This window comes from bacterium, from assembly GCA_039961635.1.
GTDB lineage: Bacteria > 4484-113 > 4484-113 > JAGGVC01 > JAGGVC01 > JABRWB01.
In genome coordinates, this window is record JABRWB010000001.1 from 13823 (window position 1) to 32287 (window position 18465).

At 57.8% G+C, this 18465-nt stretch carries 13 protein-coding genes and 2 tRNA genes; 7 read left to right on the forward strand and 8 right to left on the reverse strand.

The features are described from left to right. Positions 1-218 precede the first annotated feature (218 nt). Complete coding sequence (locus HRF49_00070) at positions 219-2066, forward strand: hypothetical protein (GenBank protein ID MEP0813047.1); 1848 nt, start codon at positions 219-221, stop codon at positions 2064-2066. A gap of 55 nt (positions 2067-2121) precedes the next feature. Continuing rightward, positions 2122-3693, forward strand: coding sequence for a 2,3-bisphosphoglycerate-independent phosphoglycerate mutase (locus HRF49_00075; GenBank protein MEP0813048.1), 1572 nt, complete (start codon positions 2122-2124; stop codon positions 3691-3693). Here the strand turns inward: HRF49_00075 and purS are convergent. Continuing rightward, entirely contained in the window at positions 3690-3941 is a 252-nt protein-coding gene (purS, locus tag HRF49_00080) for a phosphoribosylformylglycinamidine synthase subunit PurS (protein MEP0813049.1), read from the reverse strand. The two genes, HRF49_00075 and purS, sit on opposite strands and share 4 nt — an antisense overlap. 3 nt (positions 3942-3944) lie before the next feature. After that, the gene (locus tag HRF49_00085; GenBank protein MEP0813050.1) at positions 3945-4670 is read right to left on the reverse strand and encodes a phosphoribosylaminoimidazolesuccinocarboxamide synthase; all 726 of its coding nucleotides are present in this window, start codon (positions 4668-4670) and stop codon (positions 3945-3947) included. 185 nt (positions 4671-4855) lie between these two features. Here HRF49_00085 and HRF49_00090 point away from each other — a divergent pair, with 185 nt between their 5' ends. Continuing rightward, positions 4856-5305, forward strand: coding sequence for a transposase (locus tag HRF49_00090; GenBank protein MEP0813051.1), 450 nt, complete (start codon positions 4856-4858; stop codon positions 5303-5305). A gap of 115 nt (positions 5306-5420) precedes the next feature. After that, entirely contained in the window at positions 5421-5726 is a 306-nt protein-coding gene (locus HRF49_00095) for a zinc ribbon domain-containing protein (protein ID MEP0813052.1), read from the forward strand. Here the strand turns inward: HRF49_00095 and HRF49_00100 are convergent. The 4 genes from HRF49_00100 to HRF49_00115 all read right to left on the reverse strand — a co-directional run bounded on the left by HRF49_00100 (position 5723) and on the right by HRF49_00115 (position 12464). Then, positions 5723-6862 (reverse strand): glycosyltransferase, encoded by a 1140-nt coding sequence (locus HRF49_00100; GenBank protein ID MEP0813053.1) that lies wholly within the window; start codon positions 6860-6862, stop codon positions 5723-5725. The two genes, HRF49_00095 and HRF49_00100, sit on opposite strands and share 4 nt — an antisense overlap. Before the next feature lie 53 nt (positions 6863-6915). Then, positions 6916-7209: a hypothetical protein gene (locus HRF49_00105; GenBank protein ID MEP0813054.1), complete on the reverse strand. Its 294-nt coding sequence runs from the start codon at positions 7207-7209 to the stop codon at positions 6916-6918. A 123-nt stretch (positions 7210-7332) separates the two neighbouring features. After that, positions 7333-10731 (reverse strand): PQQ-binding-like beta-propeller repeat protein, encoded by a 3399-nt coding sequence (locus HRF49_00110; protein MEP0813055.1) that lies wholly within the window; start codon positions 10729-10731, stop codon positions 7333-7335. 116 nt (positions 10732-10847) lie between these two features. After that, entirely contained in the window at positions 10848-12464 is a 1617-nt protein-coding gene (locus HRF49_00115; GenBank protein ID MEP0813056.1) for a diguanylate cyclase, read from the reverse strand. A gap of 212 nt (positions 12465-12676) precedes the next feature. Here HRF49_00115 and HRF49_00120 point away from each other — a divergent pair, with 212 nt between their 5' ends. Further along, complete coding sequence (locus HRF49_00120; GenBank protein MEP0813057.1) at positions 12677-15013, forward strand: PKD domain-containing protein; 2337 nt, start codon at positions 12677-12679, stop codon at positions 15011-15013. A 119-nt stretch (positions 15014-15132) separates the two neighbouring features. Here the strand turns inward: HRF49_00120 and HRF49_00125 are convergent, their stop codons facing one another. Continuing rightward, the gene (locus HRF49_00125) at positions 15133-16341 is read right to left on the reverse strand and encodes a hypothetical protein (protein MEP0813058.1); all 1209 of its coding nucleotides are present in this window, start codon (positions 16339-16341) and stop codon (positions 15133-15135) included. Positions 16342-16365: 24 nt separating this feature from the next. Beyond that, on the reverse strand, positions 16366-17805 hold the full coding sequence (locus HRF49_00130; GenBank protein ID MEP0813059.1) for a phosphopentomutase: 1440 nt from the start codon (positions 17803-17805) through the stop codon (positions 16366-16368). A 491-nt stretch (positions 17806-18296) separates the two neighbouring features. Here HRF49_00130 and HRF49_00135 point away from each other — a divergent pair. Both HRF49_00135 and HRF49_00140 read left to right on the forward strand, forming a co-directional pair. Further along, a tRNA-Ile gene (locus tag HRF49_00135) sits at positions 18297-18369 on the forward strand. Positions 18370-18372: 3 nt separating this feature from the next. Next, positions 18373-18446: transfer RNA gene (locus HRF49_00140), tRNA-Val, on the forward strand. Positions 18447-18465 lie beyond the last annotated feature (19 nt).

The following is an 18465-nucleotide window of genomic DNA, read 5'->3' on the forward strand; positions in this document are numbered from 1 at the left end:
TCATGCCCACTTCGGGGGCAATTTCGCCCGCCAGACGGCCGATGCTCCAAACGGCAAATATGGTCAAGGCCGATACCGTAATCAACAAAGGGAGTTTGCGCATGCCGCCACCGTCCAGCCATGACGGATACCCGTGTTCCGGCGTTTTATCGCCGCCCGGCGCCGGGGATCGCGCGAACGCCTCGTGATAGAATTGAGACGTGGGGAAATCACTCGCAATGCTTCAAATGAAGAAATCCGCAGGTGCAATTCTGGGCCGTGCGATCCTGCCGCCGCTGATGTTGCTCGTTTCCGCATGCAACGGCGGCGGCGGCGGAATCACTCCTCCCGACGGGACGGACAGCGCGACCCGACGGGCGATCGAGCAAACCATCGCTCTGGTGGAGCGTGCGGTCAACACGGAAGACCCCGTTCTCGCGAGCAACCAAATTTCGGAGATTATGTCGCTCGACGGACTTGTCGCGTTCCGCTTCAGGCGGGCGAACGCTCCCGCGCAGCCGACTGCCAACCTTGACCAGAAGTCTTTTGTTTCGCTGTTGAACGATTTCAACCGCGACAACGAAAATATCGACTTCGAGCTGCGCGTGTCGAACGTGGTAAGGAACGGCGACCTGGCGACCGCGGATCTTGAGTTTCACCTTAGCGCCACATATGCGCGCGAAGCACCGCCGATAAATTATTTCGTGGACGCGCTCGACCGCGCAACTTTCGAACGAGACCTTGGGGCGTGGAAGCTCATCGGCTGGGAAGAAATCGAGGAAGTGCAATCCGGCGACGAGGACAATCCCGGAAACCTCGAACCGATAGTCGCGGTAAATCGCGCCATTCAGGACCTTGCGCAAATAGTGAACACAAGGGACTTCAAGAACCAGGCGCGGGTGATAAGCGGGCTTTTTTCGATGAATCCGGTTGTCGGAAAGCGATTCAAAACCGCCACCACGGTGGGCGGAGGCAATCCGCCATCCGGTTTTTCGAACTTTTTCTCCGAAGTATTCAGGGACAACGACAACATTGTGTTTTCGCTGACAGTCAGCGCGTACGATATCGAAGAGAATATCGCGACGGTCACCGCCGAATTCAGCCTGCTCGCGACGTACATAATCGCGATTCCGCCGCAGGTTTACGACGCCACGGCGACCGACCAGTTCATTTTGCGCAAGGAGGACGACGGATTCTGGCGGATAATCAGCTGGACGGAAGCTCCTTCCTCCGCACCGGAGCCGAGCGCGGAAGATTTATGCCGCCTCGCGGTGTTGAATCTCCAGGAATCGATACGCGGAAAGGATCTGTCCCTTCTGGGAACCGCGCTTGCGGATGGATTCTCGCTTCACACGGGAATCGGACGCAGGTTTTTGACCCACGTCACCGACGGCGGGGGCGAACCCTCGACCTCGTTCAATTCTACGATTTCACTTTTCTTTTCGGAAACCGTGAACGTTGACTTCCAGCTGTTGCTTACTAATTTCGAGCAAAACGGGGATGTCGCGACGGGGGAGCTTGGTTTCAATTTGAACGCGACCTACATCCTGTCGGTGCCCCCGCGGACATACACCGTAACGGAAACCGGCGACCGGATTCAATTTCTGCGCAGCCCCGACGGTGTTTGGCAAATCTTTCTTTGGCTTCCACATGAAGAGAAGCCGGACGATGCCGGCGCAATCAACGCGATGCTGACCGCGCTAGGCGACGCGATACAAGATCGTGATTCGGCGGCCGCTTCCGCTATGTTTCATCCCGATTTTTCCTTGGAACCGCAAATCGCGTTATTATTCAAGACCCATCATACGGAGGAGGATCCTCCCGGTGCCGTATTTGCGGATCACTTGAACACATTCCTCTCTGAAAACGTAAACCTTCAAGTGTCCGTAATCCCGGACGAATCAGCGACTGAATTGATAGGCGAACTTGCCGAGATAGCTTATGCCAGAGCCGAAATCACAATCTCCGGAGACTACATCGCCGAATGGCCGCTTCAGCATTTCGAGAACTCGGCCCAGACCGAATTCGATTTGATCAAAACCTCGAACAAGTGGCAAATCCGCAATTGGAGGATCGCAACCGAATAGAGACAGGCTCGGCCGCGCCAGCCTATCTTGACATTGCAACATTTGGGGATTCTGTATGCCTCGACGACTTTGTTTGCTCATTTTGGACGGCTGGGCGGTCAATCCGTCCGATTACGGCAATGCTATTGCCCAAGGCGACTGCCCGACATGGCGCAGCCTGCTGGCGGAGTATCCGAATACGCTTATAAAAACCGACGGCAGGCTGGTGGGACTGATCGACGGACAAATGGGCAACAGCGAAGTGGGCCACCTTAACATCGGCGCCGGGCGCATTGTAAAGCAGGACTTGCTCGCCATAAACGACATGATGGAGTCGGGAGAGTTTTACCGGCATCCCGCGCTTTGCGAGTTCATCGACCGCGTCGTAGCCCGGGGCGGAACTTTGCATATCATGGGGTTGGTTTCGGACGGCGGCGTGCACAGCCACCAGGAGCAGATGCAAACCCTCATCAAGCTCGCCGTAATGCGCAAAGTGCCGCGCATCCGCGCGCATTGCATGCTGGACGGCCGCGATACCCAGCCGGGCAGCGCGGTCAAGTTCCTGCAGCTTTTGGAGCGTTATTTCGGCACCCATCCCGACGCGCGGATTGCAACAATCATGGGCAGATATTGGGGAATGGACAGAGACAACCGCTGGGAGCGGACGGAAAGGGCCTGGCGGGCGATGGTAATGGGAGAAGGGTTGAGAGATATCGGAAGCATCCAGGCGTTCAGGAAAGCCTGGGAACGGGGCGAAACCGACGAATTCGTGCAGCCGACAGTGATTCTGGACGAAACGGGGCTGCCCGCAGGCAGAATCAAAAGCGGCGACGGGATAATCGCTTTCAATTTCCGCTCCGACAGGATGCGCGAGATAACGCGCGCTCTTACCCAGAAAGACTTTTCGAGGTTCGAGCGTCCGGTTTTTCCGGATATCGACTATTTCAGCTTTGTCCAGTACGACAGCGAGTTTTCAAATCCTGTCTTGCTGCCGAAAATCACGGTGGGCAATCACATAACCGAGTATCTAACGGATATGGGCTTGACCGTTCTCAAGGTGGCTGAAACCGAAAAGTACGCGCACGTCACTTACTTTTTCAACGGCGGGAGGGAGGAGCCTTATCCGGGCGAAGCGCGCGTGCTTGTGCCGTCGCCGAAAGTAGCGACGTACGACCTAAAACCCGAAATGAGCATTTATCAAATAACGGACGAGCTGCGCTTCAGGATTAAGCGAAAGGAGTTCGATTTTTACGTTTGCAACTTCGCGAACGGGGATATGGTCGGCCATACAGGCGTGTTCGAAGCCGCGCTGCAAGCAGTCGGGCATGTGGACAAGTGCCTCGCGATGGTGTTAAGCGCTTGTATGGAAAGCGACACAACGCTTATTGTGACGGCAGATCACGGCAACTGCGACGAAATGCTTGACGCCGAGGGCAACGTTTTAACTCAACACAGCAAATTTCCCGTCGCAGTTATCGCAATTACACCTGAGGGCGCGCCCAGGCCTGAATTCGTAAGGGAAGACGGGCGCGCGCTCTGCGACCTTGCGCCGACCATCCTTGAATTGATGCAAATCGCGGTGCCGAAAGAAATGACCGGCGTTTCCCTGACGAAGCATAAGCATTCCGCGGCCGGCGGGGGCTCCTAAGCAGGCGAAATCTTGATTTCGAAATCTTCCACGACCGGATTCGCCAGCAGCTTCCTGCACATTTCGTCTACGGCGTTTTTGCCCGATGCCTCGCTTTCGGCTTCCAAAATAAAGGCCAGATACTTTCCCACCCTTACACCCGACACACCGCGATAGCCGATGTTGGCAAGCGCCGATTCCACGGCTTTTCCCTGCGGATCGAGTATATCTTTCCTTGGAGACACGAAAACTTCCACGTTGAAGGTCATCAGCTAACCTGCAGCCTCTTCCGTAAGGCTGCTGACCCTTTTCTGGATTTCTTCGTAGATTGAGCCGACATCGCCCAGGTCGAACCGGAAAACGTCTTTGTCGAGCTTTTTGCCCGTCGCCGCGTCCCAAAGCCGGCAGGTGTCCGGTGTTATTTCATCGCCAAGCAAAATGTTCGACTCGAACCAGCCGAATTCGAGCTTGAAATCAACCAGCTTAATCCCGCACTTCGCGAAAAACGTCCCCAAGTGCTCGTTGACTTCGAGCGCGACTTTCCTCAAGTGGTTGTACTCGGCCATACTGACGAATCCGAGCATAAAAATATGGTCGAACGCAAGAAGCGGATCCTTGAGTTCATCGCTCTTATAGTAAAACTCGACTATCGGACGCTCAATCTCTTTGCCTTCGGGCAGGCCGGTGCGCTTTTTCAGTGATCCGGCGACATAATTGCGCACGATTACTTCAAGGGGGATCATCTTGCAGTGCTTGACGAGTTGCTCGGTCGGCGAGAGCTTTTTCACAAAGTGCGTCGCCACGCCGGCATCAGCAAGCATACTGAAAAGATGACTTGATATCTCGCAATTCATTTCGCCCTTGCCGCCCAAAGACGATTTTTTCTCGCCGTCGAACGCGGTCAGGCTGTCTTTGAATTCTTGGACGAGCAACGACGGGTCGTCCGTCGCCCAGAGAATCTTGGCCTTGCCTTCATACAGTTTGGCGCGCTTTTGCATCACATTCCTCCGCCGAGGGCGCGCGAAGCCGCGCGGCTTCGGTAGGACGGATTTTAAATTGCGCGCGCCGATTTGACAAGATGCCGAGGATATAGGCGACAGATTCAACGTCTACGTGAAAATTTCCAAGGAAAAACATTCACGCGGACAAATTTCGCGCTATAATCATCAAAGGGAGGTGGCACTTGAAGCCCAGCAAGATACATCATGTAAGCTGGACCACGATTAGGCGGGCTAAGCAGCTTGCGGAGAAGGAACTCGCCGCGATTGTGATGAGCTTCATCACGAACGCGAGGGAGCTCAACCAATGCCTTCTTGGCGGATATGCGGTGCTTCCGGATGAAGTGCATATCGTTTTCGCGCCAAAAGGAAGCCATACAAGCGAGACTGTGACTCGCTACGTGAGGCGCGCTAGCGAACGGCTGATAAACAGGCAGCTCAACCGGACCGGCGAAGTTTGGGACGATGCAGTTACAGATACGCTGGTAAAGGATGCGACGCAGCTGGCGGAGCTGCTTAGGAAAATAGAATACTTGCCTTGCAAGGCTGGCATAGTGAAGTATCCGAGCGAATACAAGTTCTCGAGCGCGCACGCCGATTCACCCAAAGACGCGTTGTCGGATTTGTTCGCCTGATTCGACATTGGGAATTAAAAACGGGCTATTTGCGGGATTGCCGCTCATTCTGGTGGCGAAACCCGCCTTTCGCGCTATAATTCCCTTTCATCCCTAAGGCGGTTGGTGAGTTTGCATGCCGATTTACGAGTACGAGTGCAAAAAGTGCGGCAGATCGTTTGAGGCCATACACAGCTTCAACGATCCACCTCCGCACAAATGCGAACATTGCGGCGCGAGCGGAAAGGGTGTCCTCGTCAAACTTATTAGCCCGGCCCAGGTCGTATTCAAAGGTAGCGGATTTTACGTGACCGACCACAAAGGCGCGCGCCATTCCACGATTGAAAGCGGCGCTGACAACGGCAGGGAAGGCGGCGCGGACGCGTCCTCCAAAGCAAAGGAAACGGCGGCCAAGCCTGGAAAGAAAACAAAGGGCGACTAAGCGGACGTCGCCTTTGGCGGAACCAGAGTCTCGCTTCTTTCAACCAAGTAAGGGCGCAACGCGGCCACGATCTGCTCGAGAAATCTACCTTGGTCGAAATGAGCTGCGTTTTCGCGGCACTTTTCGGGCGACAGTTCAAGTTTTTCGAACGCCTCTACCGCCTCGGCAAGCGCTTCCGGAGAATCGTCCCTGAAAAACAGACCCGTGACTCCATCAATAACGCTTTCGGTCACGCCGCCTTTCGCCCGGGCGATAACCGGCCTGCCGCATGCCTGCGCTTCCACCGGCGTCAGACCGAAATCTTCCACGCCGGGAAAAATCAAGGCCTTGCAGTTCTGATAAAGAACTCTAAGCTCGTCGTCGTCCACCTGCCCCAGAAATTCGACATTCGGCGTTGCCATCGCTTTGAGCTTTTTCTCCTGCGGTCCGGTGCCCACCACGAGAAGAGGGCTGGACCTCGTCGCAAACGCCTCAAGTACCAGGTCAACCCGTTTGTAAGGAACCATCCTGCTGACTACCAGGTAGTAATCCCGCGCTCCATCCGGGTCGGGGACGAAAAACTCGGTATCCACCGGCGGATAAATGACGGAGCTTTTCCTGTTGTACGTTTTTTCAATTCTGCGCCTGACGGTCTCGCTGATCGCGATGAACTGGTCAACTCGCTGGGCGGCCGCGAAATCCCACATCCTCAAGTAGTGCGCCGACCACTCGAACACCTTCCGCTTCATCCCGCTCATTTCGGTGTGTTTCGTGTAAGTATGGTAAAGATCCCAAACGTATCTGATGGGCGTATAGCAATAACAGACGTGGGCCTGATCCGAGCGCGTCAGCGCGCCTTTCACGCAACAGTGGCACGAGGAAAGAATCAAATCGTAACCCGATAGATTCCATTCCTCGACGGCCTTCGGCATCAAAGGCAGATAGTTCGGGTATTTCCTGACGGCGTCGGGAAGCCGTTGAATTGAACTGGTAATGATGCGGGCGTTTTTCAAATCCGGCGGAAGGCTTTTCCTGTCGCAGACCAGCGTGTAAATGGGAGCGGTCGGAAACAACCTGTGAAACAACAGAAGGCAACGCTCGGCGCCACCCCAAGTGGTGAGCCAGTCGTGAAGAATAGCGACTCTGGGAGGACGCACGGGCGGATTATATCAGGCCGGATACGCAAAATTGCGAGCAGAAGCCGCCTCCCTTATACGGCGGCCGCCCTCAAATCCTTTATCCGTTCTTGGTAGCCTCGATACAACTCCACTGCCGCAAAATCCTCAATCGCCTCGCACAGCCTCGCCATGTCTTCGAGGTATGTCACCGCCGCGTCGTAGCTTCCCTCATCCACCAGGCCGCGCAAGTGATTCTCGTGTCGTCTGTCCGTGGCGGAATTTTCGGGTCCGGGCGCGGCGGTCAAGCTCTTCTCGCGATACCTTTGAAGGTTGTGATACCGCTCCATCAGAAAATCAAGGTCATGTTCCCGGCTAAGTTCAATCATAAGCAACCCCCTGAAACCGCCCGACATTCCTCCCTGAATACCGGAACCGTCCCCATTGGGGACAGCTGTGGACATTATATCCCATAAATGCGAAGGCAAGCAATTTTATCGCGCCAAAGCAGGTTAGGGATCCTGGAAACAATACAAAGTATCGCCGCCCGTCGCACAACCGACAAACACTCTTCCATCCGCATCGATAACCGGTATGGACCATCCGCCCGAGCTGTCCATTTCATAAGCCCACAGCTCTTCGGGAAATCCGCCGGACGACTTCACCGCGACGATGTAATTTCCGGCGCAAAAAAACAGGTTTCCTTCAGCATCCACTGTCGGAGAAGCGTATGAATTCGTGCCGTAAACGTTTCCGTCGTACTCCCAGATTTGCGAACCATCAGCGGGATCAATCGCAAATACGTACGCGTTGTAGTTCATCGCGAATATTGTGCCGTCCGGGCCGACCGCGACAGGACAGTCGAAATCGTACCTGTGCCCCGCATCCTCCGGTATAAACTGCCACCTCGGGCTGCCCGAAGGGGAAAAGCAGTACACCTGATCGTCGGAACAACCGATGACAACGTCCCCGTTGTCCAAAATTGTCGGAGACGAATCCGATTCCGCACCGAGCGGCCTTGTCCACAACTCGTTTCCTGATTGATCAAGCTTGATCAAAATGGACGTCGAAAACTGCCCTCCGGCAACGTAAATCGAGCCGTCCCCGGCAACTGCGGGCGAGGCGAATCCTACATCCCCGCCCGTGTTGTATTTCCAATTTTCGACACCCGCAGGGCTGATCGAGTAAATGTAATCATCGTTGGAACCGACCAGAATCGAGCCGTCCGGCAGGATCATAGGCGAGCTGTGCATCGTCGAACCGGTGGGAAACGTCCATTTGTTTGTCCGGTTCACCGGATCAACCGCATATAACGAGCCGTTGTTCCTTCCGACATATACGATTCCATCACGCCCCACGGCCGGGCTGGAATCAACCAAGTCCGTTATTCCGGGATCTATGTCGAAATCGATCGTCCACACACCGGTCGCAGGATCAACCGCCCAAAACCAACCCTGATCGCCGAATACGTAAACCGATCCGTCGGGTGCTATTGCCGGCGACAAATCAATTCTCTGTGTTCCGCCGTCGTCCGTTTCAGGAGCGACGCTCCACAGGAGATTTCCGTACTTGCATCCGACGTAAGGACTGCGCCCTGTGTGTTTCGGGTCGTGCATATACATCGGCCAGTCGCTGTCCGCAAGTCCCGACTGGTTCGGCGTCGCAGTACGCGGACCGGCCTTGGCGCTGGCGTTCATCGCCAGGTCAACCGCATCCACCCAAAACGTGTACGGCGTGCCGTTCACAAGTCCGCCTATCGTAACCTCCGATACCGTAAGCACCTCGCCCCCGTTGTACGCCGGAGGATCCGGATCACCGGGATTCGTCGAATAATACGCGCGGTATCCCTGCAAATCCGGCTCGGTGTTGTCCAGCCAGTTAAGATACACCGCTCCGTCCAAGCCGGCCGCAGTGAATCCCGCAGGCACCGCCGGAGGTTCCGCATCCTCTGCAAGCGTGGTCGCATTGGCCGGCTGGCTCGCAGGGCTTTCGTTCTGGCTTATGTCCACCGCAGTCACCCAGAACCAGTATTCAGTCTCGTATTCCAGCCCAGTCACCACCATATCCGAACTTGCAAGCAATCCGGAAATGTTGGCGATCGTCGCCGTCGGAAGATCGTTCGAAGTGTTGAAATATACATTGTATCCCGCAAGATCCAATTCCGGATTGTCCAGCCAATCGAGCGAGACCGTTCCGCTTCCCGGCACGGCCGAAAGGTCGAGCGGCGCGCCCGGCGCCTGGTCGTCTATCCTCACCAGAAGCGACCCCGAAGGCGCACTCTCGTTGTCCGAATAGTCCAGAGCCGTAACCCAGAAGAAGTAATTCGTTTCAGGATTGAGCCCCGTCGCGAGATAAGTCACCGCCTCGACCGGCTCGCCATTCTGTTTGGCGGCCGTCCCGAAATCGTCCGCGGAATTTTTGTAAACGTTGTATCCGCGCACGTCCGGCTCGGCGTTCGCCGTCCAGTGCAACTCCGCATCCGCCCCCATCCTGTTCCAGCCAAGCCCCGTCGGTGCATCCGGCGCCGTGCCGTCCGGCGGGAGCACCCTCCCCCAAACGGGAGGAGAGCTGAATACGCTTTCCGATATCCCGTCCGTAGAGGTCACCCAGAAATAATGCTCGACCGCAATCGGCAGCCCCGTTATTTTGTAGGAATCACCTGCCACCGGAACCGGATTGTGTTTTATTGCGGACAATGGCGCGGCCGATGTGTTCACGTAAACGTTGTACCCAGTCACCTCGGGCTGCGCCGCCTCCGTCCACGTCACCTCTACGTATCCCGCATAGCTGCCTGCCTGGACATTCGTCGGCGGCGCCAGCACAACCGCCCCCCCTACGCTTGCGGATACTCCCGCGGATGCAACACCGAACTCGTTCTCGATGCTCACCGGCGTCACGCGGTACCACCATGTCCCGTTCCCCGGCGCATCCGCATACTCATATGCAACCGGCGTTGTGCGGGCTCCCGCGGGCCGGGCTGCGGATACGACAGTCCCCGCCGTCGGCAGCCTGACAGCAGACGCGAAGCTGTTCAAGTCGTCCCGCTCCACGAGATAGCCGGCCATGCTCACCAGATAGTTGATTGCTATCGGCGTGATGTCCGACACTCCGATTTCGCCGCTTCCATCGCCGTCTATCCACCTTTGCTGCACGTCGTTCCCGATTCCGTCGGTGGTGCTCGCGAGGTAATTCAGCGCTATCGGCGTGATGTCCGCCACGCCCACTTCGCCGTTCATGTCGTAGTCGCCTTTGTTCACCTCGGTCCAGCCCAGCGTAACGACGTTTCCCGCAACCGTCGCCGTCAGGTCGGCCACCTTGTTAGAATCCCCGGACGCCGCACGAAGCACGCTCCTTCCGGGCGCGCGTCCCCCCGCGCCGAACAGCACAGTGAACACCGCCCCCGCTCCCCGAACAGGCTCGCGCATGCCGCCGCGCGATATCGCGGCTATCCCCGCGCTCACGTAACCGGGAATTTCGTCCAAACCGACAAACAGCGCGCCTTCAGCTTCAACAATCCCGCCCGCGGCAATGCTCTTTGGGTGCATCGCGTTCGCATCGTACTTCAGATAAAGGTACGCGTCCGTGAACGTATGCCCTTCACGTGATAAAACCTCCACCGTGCGCTCGAAGCCCTCTCCGCTGACCGAAAGCGCGAATCCCGATGCACTCACCGGCGAGTTTTCCGCATCCAGAGCGAACAGAACGAATCCGTCCGAAGCGATTCCTTGCGAATCCGGAAGATAGCGAAGCGCATCGGAAAGCGTTTGCCCGCCTGTTGCGCCTTCCGGTCCCACGCCACGCGCGGCGGGCATGCCCGAAAGCCGCGCGCCCTTAGAGCAGGCGAAAATTGTTATCACGACGGCCAGCGCAAGCAGGCCGATGGCTGCAAATCGAAATCTCCGAATACCCATCCCCGGCACCCCTGTTTAATTGCGGTCCGCAACGCGGAGCCGGCTTATTTTTAAATGCGCGCCCCGCCCGCCGGGATTTTACCAGTTTTCGGCGCGATCCCATGGCTGTAAAACAATCAAGCCGCTTCGACGCGGTTGCGCCCCCGCTCCTTTGCCAGGTAAAGCCCTTTATCCGCGAGCTCGATTATCTTGTCCTGGGACATACCCGGCTCGTAATGCGCGATGCCGATGGATATCGTCACCGCGCGCGCGCCGGAATCCGAGCCTGCCCGCACTTCGGCCTCGACCGCCTTGCGCAAACGCTCGGCGCGCTCGCGCGCGCTCCTTTTGTCCAGGTTGTGAAGAATAATGGCGAATTCCTCGCCGCCGTATCTGCACACGAAGTCGGTCTGGCGCGTCCGTCCCAGAAGCACCTTGGCCACCTGGCGCAGCACTTCGTCCCCGGTCAAATGCCCCAGCTCGTCGTTCACAAGCTTGAAGTGATCCACGTCCACCAGCAGCAGCGCGAAGTCGCCCTTCCCCGCCTCCGCACGCTCGCATTCGATCGCGATCTGATCGTTGAAGAACCGGCGGTTGTACAGGTGCGTCAACCCGTCCTGCATGGTCAGGTAGCGCATCTGTGAGTAAAGCTGGCTGTTTTCCAGAGCCACCGCCACCTGCTCGCCCAGCGCGGAAAGCACCTCCAGCCTTTCTTCGTTGAAGCTGTCCTCGTGCTCCGAATAAACGCTGACCACTCCCGCGCATTGCCGGCGAATCATAACCGGGACGCACATCGCGCACTTCGCGCCCGGAAGGTAGCTGTCGAGGTAGTTGAACGCCTCGACTTTGGACAGGTCGTGAATCAATTGGGGCGTCCCTCTTTCCAGACACGCGCCTTCCACGCCCGCGCCCGGCTCGACGATGACATTGTCAACGGCTTCTTGTGGAAGACCCTGCACCGCCTTCAAAACCAGAGCGTTCGACGATTCGTCGTATATCCACAGGCAGAAGTGCTTGAAGTGAAGTTCGGTCGAAACCGCGGCGAGAATATGGCTGAACAGCTCCCGCGTGTCCAGCGCGCTGGTAATCAGCTTGCCGACCTTGTTGAGCGCGTAAAGCTCGTGGATGCGGTTGCGCTCCGCCATCGTCTTGTGCGCCAGCATCCGGTTTTTCTGCTCCACTTCCTCCGTAAGGCGCTGGAGCCTTTCGCTGGCGAGCGCCTGGCGGCGGCGCAGGTAGCCCGTCGCAAACAAAATGGAGAGAAACACGCCCAGCTTTAGAATCGAGTCGAGGAACGGAAGGCGCATCACGCCCGCGCCCGCGGGCGCGGTGTACGCTACTATCGCAAGAAGCGCGCCGTACAGCCCCATCCGGAATCCGAAGTGCAGCGCGTACAGCGGCACGACGAGGAAAAAGCCGAGGTAAAAGAGGCTCTTTGTGATTCCGCCGGTTACAAGCACGACCGCCTCTACGAAAAGGATGTCGAAAACGAGCGTGAACCTGGCCAGCTTGAATATGCGTCCGGGCCGCAATATTCCAAGGACGCTCACCACCGCGGAGTAAACCGTGAACAGCGCCACCACTCCCGCCAAGACCGCCCTGTCCATGCTTTCGAGGTCTGGATGGAACACCGCCCAGATCGCGACGGCCAGCACGGCCGCCGCACGCAGCATCGCGAACATCCAATCCACCGGTTCGAGGCTGCGCAGCCCCGCGTCCAGCACGGCCGAAAGCGGGCGGCGCTCGTCCGCCATCGCTCTCTGCCCGGCTCGACCAGTCCCCTGCACGGCCAGAGTATACCGCCCGCGCGCTCCCCATGCACCGGCGGGCCGGGCAAAGGCGCAGTTGGGATGTCCGGAGTAATGTCAGTAATTGTTGCTCTGCTTGCCGCGGCGGGCCGAATTGGGTATAATCCCCTATCGCGCGGCCGTTCGCGCGCATTCACTTGCGAAGGAGCTGTCATCAAATGAAGCGGATATCGTTTTTGATCCTTCTAGTCCTCATATCGTCCCTGTTCGCCTGCGGAGGCGGAGGGAAAGGCACGCCCGTCCCGGCACCGGGAGGGAACAATTCCAACGACCAGGACGCCCCCAAGTTTTCGGTTCCGATTTCAATCGAGGAGGCGGCCGCAAGAATGCCATCCTCCGGATACGTCCCAAACGAAGTCCTCGTGAAAACGCCGCTGGACGCGACCGAGCTTTCCGAGGTCGTCGGCAAGTACGGCTACACCGTGGACTACAAGAACAGAAATTACGCGAAGGTTCACGTGCCGGACGGCGACCTTGCGGCAGCGATTTCGAAGCTGTCGAGGGAGCAGACGATTTACACGGTGACACTCAACGGGCAGTTCAGAATGAAGACAACCGGAGTTCCTTTAGGGGACCTTAAAAACAGAGCCGCTTCATACACTCCGATGGATGCATTATTTGGAGATACCTATCTTGAGCCGGATTGGGACAGCGATCCCTCGGATCCTGCTAACGACAATCGCTGGATTTTCGGAGCCAGAATGTTCCTTGATATGGCAAGCATTCCGGGCGCCTGGGATCTTTCATTCGGAAACAACACCACGATTGCAATGATTGACGGAGGCATATTGGCAGTCGGCGATACGTATGCGGACCTTTTTGTTCATGCGGAGTTGCTTGACAACAACGGTGGAACGCTTGAGCTTCAACGTTTGCTTATGACGAGTGCAAGAGTTAACGGCGACGGCTCGTTCACTACAATCGCCGATGACGCCGACATAATTACAAACGTGATTGACAACACCATTTACCGTACGCCAGCGGACTACATACTTGGTCTTACCAGTAGTAACTTCGACTTCAATATTAATTATCCTATTGACGCCCCCGGGGCCGACGGAGATCCGGTGGAAAGAGTATTCCCTACATCGCTTCCCGGAATTGCTCCCGCGGCGGACTATATGATGGTCGCAACGGGAACGATCGACACGGGCGCCGCGGACCCCGAGTGGGTATATACCGCGGATGAAATTGCTGCCAGCATTAATTATGCCGTTGATAACGGCGCGGACGTAATCGTCTGCGGAATGTGGGCGCCGATTGGCGATTTCCAACCAGCCGACGTGCAGATTATGCAGGACGCAGTCGATTACGCTCGAGCAAATGACGTTGTAGTTGTTGCGCCGGTTGGATCGGACAGAACGCAGCCAAGTCCCGAAAACCCCGATCCACCTTACCACGATCCCGGCGACCCAAGCGGAGATCCACCGGTGCCGCCAAGCTTCATCTACGACGATAGCTTTACAGCCGCCGATTTTGTACCGGCTGGGCTGACGGGTGTTGTTTCTGTCGGTTCAACGGGGGTCAGTACGCCTAACTTCCCCATTGAAAACCTTAGCGGCCTTGAGCCTTACTGGGAAAGTCCAAACAGCAGAGCCGGATATTGCGCCGCGGATGCAAGTATTTACGCGCCGGGATTCGGGCTTTCAACGTTTTACCTGAATTTGAATGCCGAGAATTCGCTTACTTGGTACACCATTTTGATCGGACCAGAAGTAAGCACTGGTTATGTCGCGGGATCGCTGCTTTTGATCTACTCCGCCCTAAGGGATGCGGATCCCGCAATTACCGACATTGATACTGCTGCGTTGACGATCTTGCTGCATGGCGATCCTGCAAACACGAATCAGCGGCTCCTGGCCGCGGGAAGCGTCGCAGTCGCCCAGAACGGCGGATACGACTTGATTTACCCGGCACTCGACGTTAGCTTCAACCTGCCCGTCGATCCGTCCGCCGTTACTACCAACCTTCCATTCAGCGTCGATCCTGTCATCGCTGATGGCCAGCCGCCCTATGAAATCTTAATCGACTGGGGCGACGGTACCACCTATCCCGCATCCGGGGAATTTGAGCCTTACGTCGACGGGCAGATTTACGAAAAAACGGAAGGTTACACCCAACCCGGAGTTTACGGCGTGACGGTGTTCGCCCGCGACAGCAAGAGCAATGTTGCAAGCGCGGTAGTTGCGATATTGGTGAGCAACCCCCTCGGCGCGGATCCGCACATCACCGCGACCGTCGGCTCTCCGCGGCTTACGGGCAATCCCATCCAGCTTGCGCTCGGCACCGATTACATCTTCCACGCCAGTCCGTTCAACCTGCTATCGGGCAGCTCGGCTGCGTACGACTGGGATTTCGGAGACGGCAGCGCGCACGGCACCGAGGAGAACCCGATTCACAGTTACAGCGGAACCGGCACATTCACGGTGACACTTACGGTGGACGACGGAATAAGGCCGGTGATTACAAGAAGCATCGACGTGAACGTGAATTAGCCGTAAACGAGGGGCTTGCCCCCTCAATAACTCGCTTAAGCAAATGGAACGGGCCGGGAAACCGGCCCGTTTTGCGTTTAAGATCCCGCTTGCGCAGTGCGCCCCGCGCAACAGGCGCTTTATTTCAGCCCGCCGAATTCGTCCGGCTCGATGACGTATTCAGTTTTGTCCCCGCCCTTCACCTCGACCACCACCTTATTTCCTGCCCTGCGGAAAAGTATTTCCTCGCCGGATACCGAGCTTCCGCCGCGTTTCAGAAGCGGACTCCCAATCGCCTTTCCCGCTTCGGTATCGATGTTCCATTCGATTCTGTCCGCGGTGAACACCGAATCTTCTTCCGGGTATTCCAGTCTGCACCGGCCTTCGGCTGTCAACGAACCATTCGACGTCGAATAAATGAGCGATTCGCAGTTCAGCCTTGCCGCGCCGCCTTTTCGAGTGACCTGCACGCCTCCCGAAAAACGCACCTCGCCGTCGGGCGAGTAGGTCGCGGAGGCGGCGGTCACCCTGGCGTCCTGCCGCGGAAAGGAAACCGCAACGCCGCCGGTCGTGTGTGCGGCACCGGTTCCCGCGTGATAGGTGATGCTATCCGCGCTCATTTCCGCGCCCGCGCTTTTGATGCGCGGGCTTCCGGACAGCGTCAGCGTCCGGTCTTCCAGGTCGTAGCCGAAGCTTTCGGCGCTGACGGAAACCGGCCCCGCATCGGATTTCGCGTCCTTGGGCGCGGGCAGCGAAATATTCACTCCCTTGCTGCCCGAAACCGTCCCCGCTTTCGAATCGAATTGAAGCGTCCGCGCGGCGAACGTTGTACCGGCCTGTTTGCCCCTTCCCGCGAATTTCGCGGCACCGCGGGTGCGCCAGGTGCGCCCGCCGTCCTCGCTGAATATCGCGTCCGCGGTGAGCACGCCCTGCGCGTCCGTAAGCGTCACGCGCCCCGAAAGCTCTATCAGCTTCACGTCCTCCGGCTTAATCGGGGGCGGCTGGACGGCGGCGCTGGGCGTCGCGCCCTTCTCGATGGCCTTCGCTCCGGCTTCAATGCCGGATTCGGCACCGCTGATACCCTCTTCGACAACGCGGCTGACTACGCGGATCAGACCGTTGTCGGACTTTATCGTCCTGCCGTCGCGGGATGCCAGATGCACGCCTCCGGACAGCGCCACTTCGGTTATTTCCGGGCCTTTGTAAATGGAAAGCGAGCCGCATGTGAGCCGGAAACGCCGCGGCACCGCGTCCGAGGCCGCTAGCGCGGCAATCGCGGTCAAAAGCATCGCCGCCGCGGTCAAATGAGCGGCAAATACAGGGCGGCGGCTGTGTTTTAAGCGAACCATCCGTTTTTCCGGGCGGCGCTATTCTTATTCGAGCGGGCGGATGATTTCGGATAAGAACGACGCGCCGACCGGCACCTTCAGGATACCAAAGTTTTCGCACACCGTCGCGCCGAGATCCGCGAACGATTCCCGGACGCCCAGCGAGCGCGGGTGACTTCCCGCGCGGACGCGCGCTGACGAGGGCACATACGCGATAAGCGGAACGTACTCCCTGCTGTGGTCTGTGGAGGGCGTCGTGGGATCGTTGCCGTGGTCGGCGGCAATCAGCAGCAAGTCGTCGTTCTTGAGCTTCTGCAGGAATCCGCCGAGCCATGAGTCGAAATCCTCCAGGGCCGCGGCGTATCCCGCGGGATCGTTGCGGTGGCCGTACTTCGAATCGAAATCCACAAGATTGATGAAATAAAATCCCTTGCCGCCGGACTTGGCAAGCTGCATCGTCTTTTTCATTCCGTCGGCATTGCCTTCGGTGTGGATGGAGTCGTCCAGCCCGCTTCCGGCGAATATATCGCCGATTTTGCCGACGCCTGTGACCTTAACGCCCGCGTCGCGCAGCTCGTTCAGATACGTGCGCGGGGGCATTATGGAGTAATCCTTGCGCTGCTCGTGCGCGCGCTCGAACTTCTCCGGCTCGACGCGCAGCGGATTGAGTCCCGCGATTCCGCCGCGGAACGGGCGCGCGATTACGCGGTCGACCAGCCACTTGCCCTGCGCGACCGCGCGCGCGGCTTCGCACATTTCGTACAAACGCTCGACGGGAATGAACGTCGTGTGCGCGGCGATCTGGAGCACGCTGTCCGCGCTCGTATACAGGATGGGCATCTTCGTTTCGCAGTGGCGCTGTCCGAAATCCTTGAGGGCTTCCGTGCCGCTGTAGGGCTTGTTCAAAAGGAATTTCGTCCCGCAGGCAGCCTCAAGCTCTTTCACCATTTCCGCAGGAAATCCGTCCGGGTAGGTGCGCGACGGCTCGCTGCGGATTACGCCCATCATCTCCCAGTGGCCGCTGGTCGTGTCTTTGCCCGCGCTGCGCTCCGCCATCTTGCCGAAAAACGCGCGCGGGTGGTTGACAGGCGGGATTCCGGCGAGCGGGATTATGTTTGCGATACCGAGAGATTGCAGCGTCGCGAGAGTAAGCCGGGGCGCTCCCGCCGCGGAGCCTTTCGGCAAAAGCTCCGCGCCGAATGGCTTCACGAATTCCGCGGCGCGCTTGGGCCATCCGAAGTCTGGCAGCGATTCCCGGCCGTTGGCCGCGGCCGCGATGTTCCCGAGCGTATTGCTGCCCCGGTCGCCGAAATGCCCGGCGTCAGGCAACTCGCCCACGCCCACGCTGTCGAGCACAATCAGGAACACGCGCGAAAACGGCACGCGGGCAAGCGCCTTTCGGGAATCCGCCGCCTTCGATTTCGCCCGGATGCCCTTGGCATGAAGCGCGACGGTGGAAAACGGCGACACGGACGGATTGGCCATCACGGAAGAAGTATAGCGAAACGCCGCGGGCCGGGGCCTCCCCTAAGCGCTTCTTTGTTTGAGGGCGTCTTTTCCGTTTGGCGCTTTTCTTCACGGAACTCTTTTCGCCGATTATTTTGTCGAATACCGGCGATTGCTCAAGCTCGGAGATATCGGGAAGACTGGGCGGAGGCGGAATGCGGAATCGCTCGTATTGATAACGATAAATAGGCAGCCCCGGATCGTACCTTCTGCAAAACGTCTTGGAGCGGATGCAAAGAATTGCCGTAATTGTTGCGACCGCCGCAAAAAGCAGCTTCAGCCAAGTGGGAGAACCGACGCCGCCAAATCCCCTTATATACATTTCCGCAACGGCTAAAACGCCCAGCCAGAATCCGAATGAAATGAAAAGTATCATCGCAACTCGGGCCGCGGGCTGCAATTCGGGAGGTTTGGTCACGACCGAAAGTATACTCGCAAGCCCCTTCGCCGCGGTGGTAAAATGAATGCGCGGGCCCATAGCTCAGCGGTTAGAGCAGCGGACTCATAATCCGTTGGTCGCAGGTTCGAATCCTGCTGGGCCCACACGGGCACGTAGCTCAGCCGGTCAGAGCGTTTGGTTTACACCCAAAAGGTCGGGGGTTCGAGCCCCTCCGTGCCCAGGATTTCGTCTGGAAAGAA

Coding starts and splice junctions, on each gene's coding strand:
- HRF49_00120 (MEP0813057.1), top strand. CDS start 12,677: ATGAAGCGGATATCGTTTTTGATCCTTCTAGTCCTCATATCGTCCCTG.
- purS (MEP0813049.1), bottom strand. CDS start 3,941: ATGACCTTCAACGTGGAAGTTTTCGTGTCTCCAAGGAAAGATATACTC.
- HRF49_00125 (MEP0813058.1), bottom strand. CDS start 16,341: ATGGTTCGCTTAAAACACAGCCGCCGCCCTGTATTTGCCGCTCATTTG.
- HRF49_00075 (MEP0813048.1), top strand. CDS start 2,122: ATGCCTCGACGACTTTGTTTGCTCATTTTGGACGGCTGGGCGGTCAAT.
- HRF49_00130 (MEP0813059.1), bottom strand. CDS start 17,805: ATGGCCAATCCGTCCGTGTCGCCGTTTTCCACCGTCGCGCTTCATGCC.
- HRF49_00105 (MEP0813054.1), bottom strand. CDS start 7,209: ATGATTGAACTTAGCCGGGAACATGACCTTGATTTTCTGATGGAGCGG.
- HRF49_00070 (MEP0813047.1), top strand. CDS start 219: ATGCTTCAAATGAAGAAATCCGCAGGTGCAATTCTGGGCCGTGCGATC.
- HRF49_00110 (MEP0813055.1), bottom strand. CDS start 10,731: ATGGGTATTCGGAGATTTCGATTTGCAGCCATCGGCCTGCTTGCGCTG.
- HRF49_00115 (MEP0813056.1), bottom strand. CDS start 12,464: ATGGCGGACGAGCGCCGCCCGCTTTCGGCCGTGCTGGACGCGGGGCTG.
- HRF49_00085 (MEP0813050.1), bottom strand. CDS start 4,670: ATGCAAAAGCGCGCCAAACTGTATGAAGGCAAGGCCAAGATTCTCTGG.
- HRF49_00095 (MEP0813052.1), top strand. CDS start 5,421: ATGCCGATTTACGAGTACGAGTGCAAAAAGTGCGGCAGATCGTTTGAG.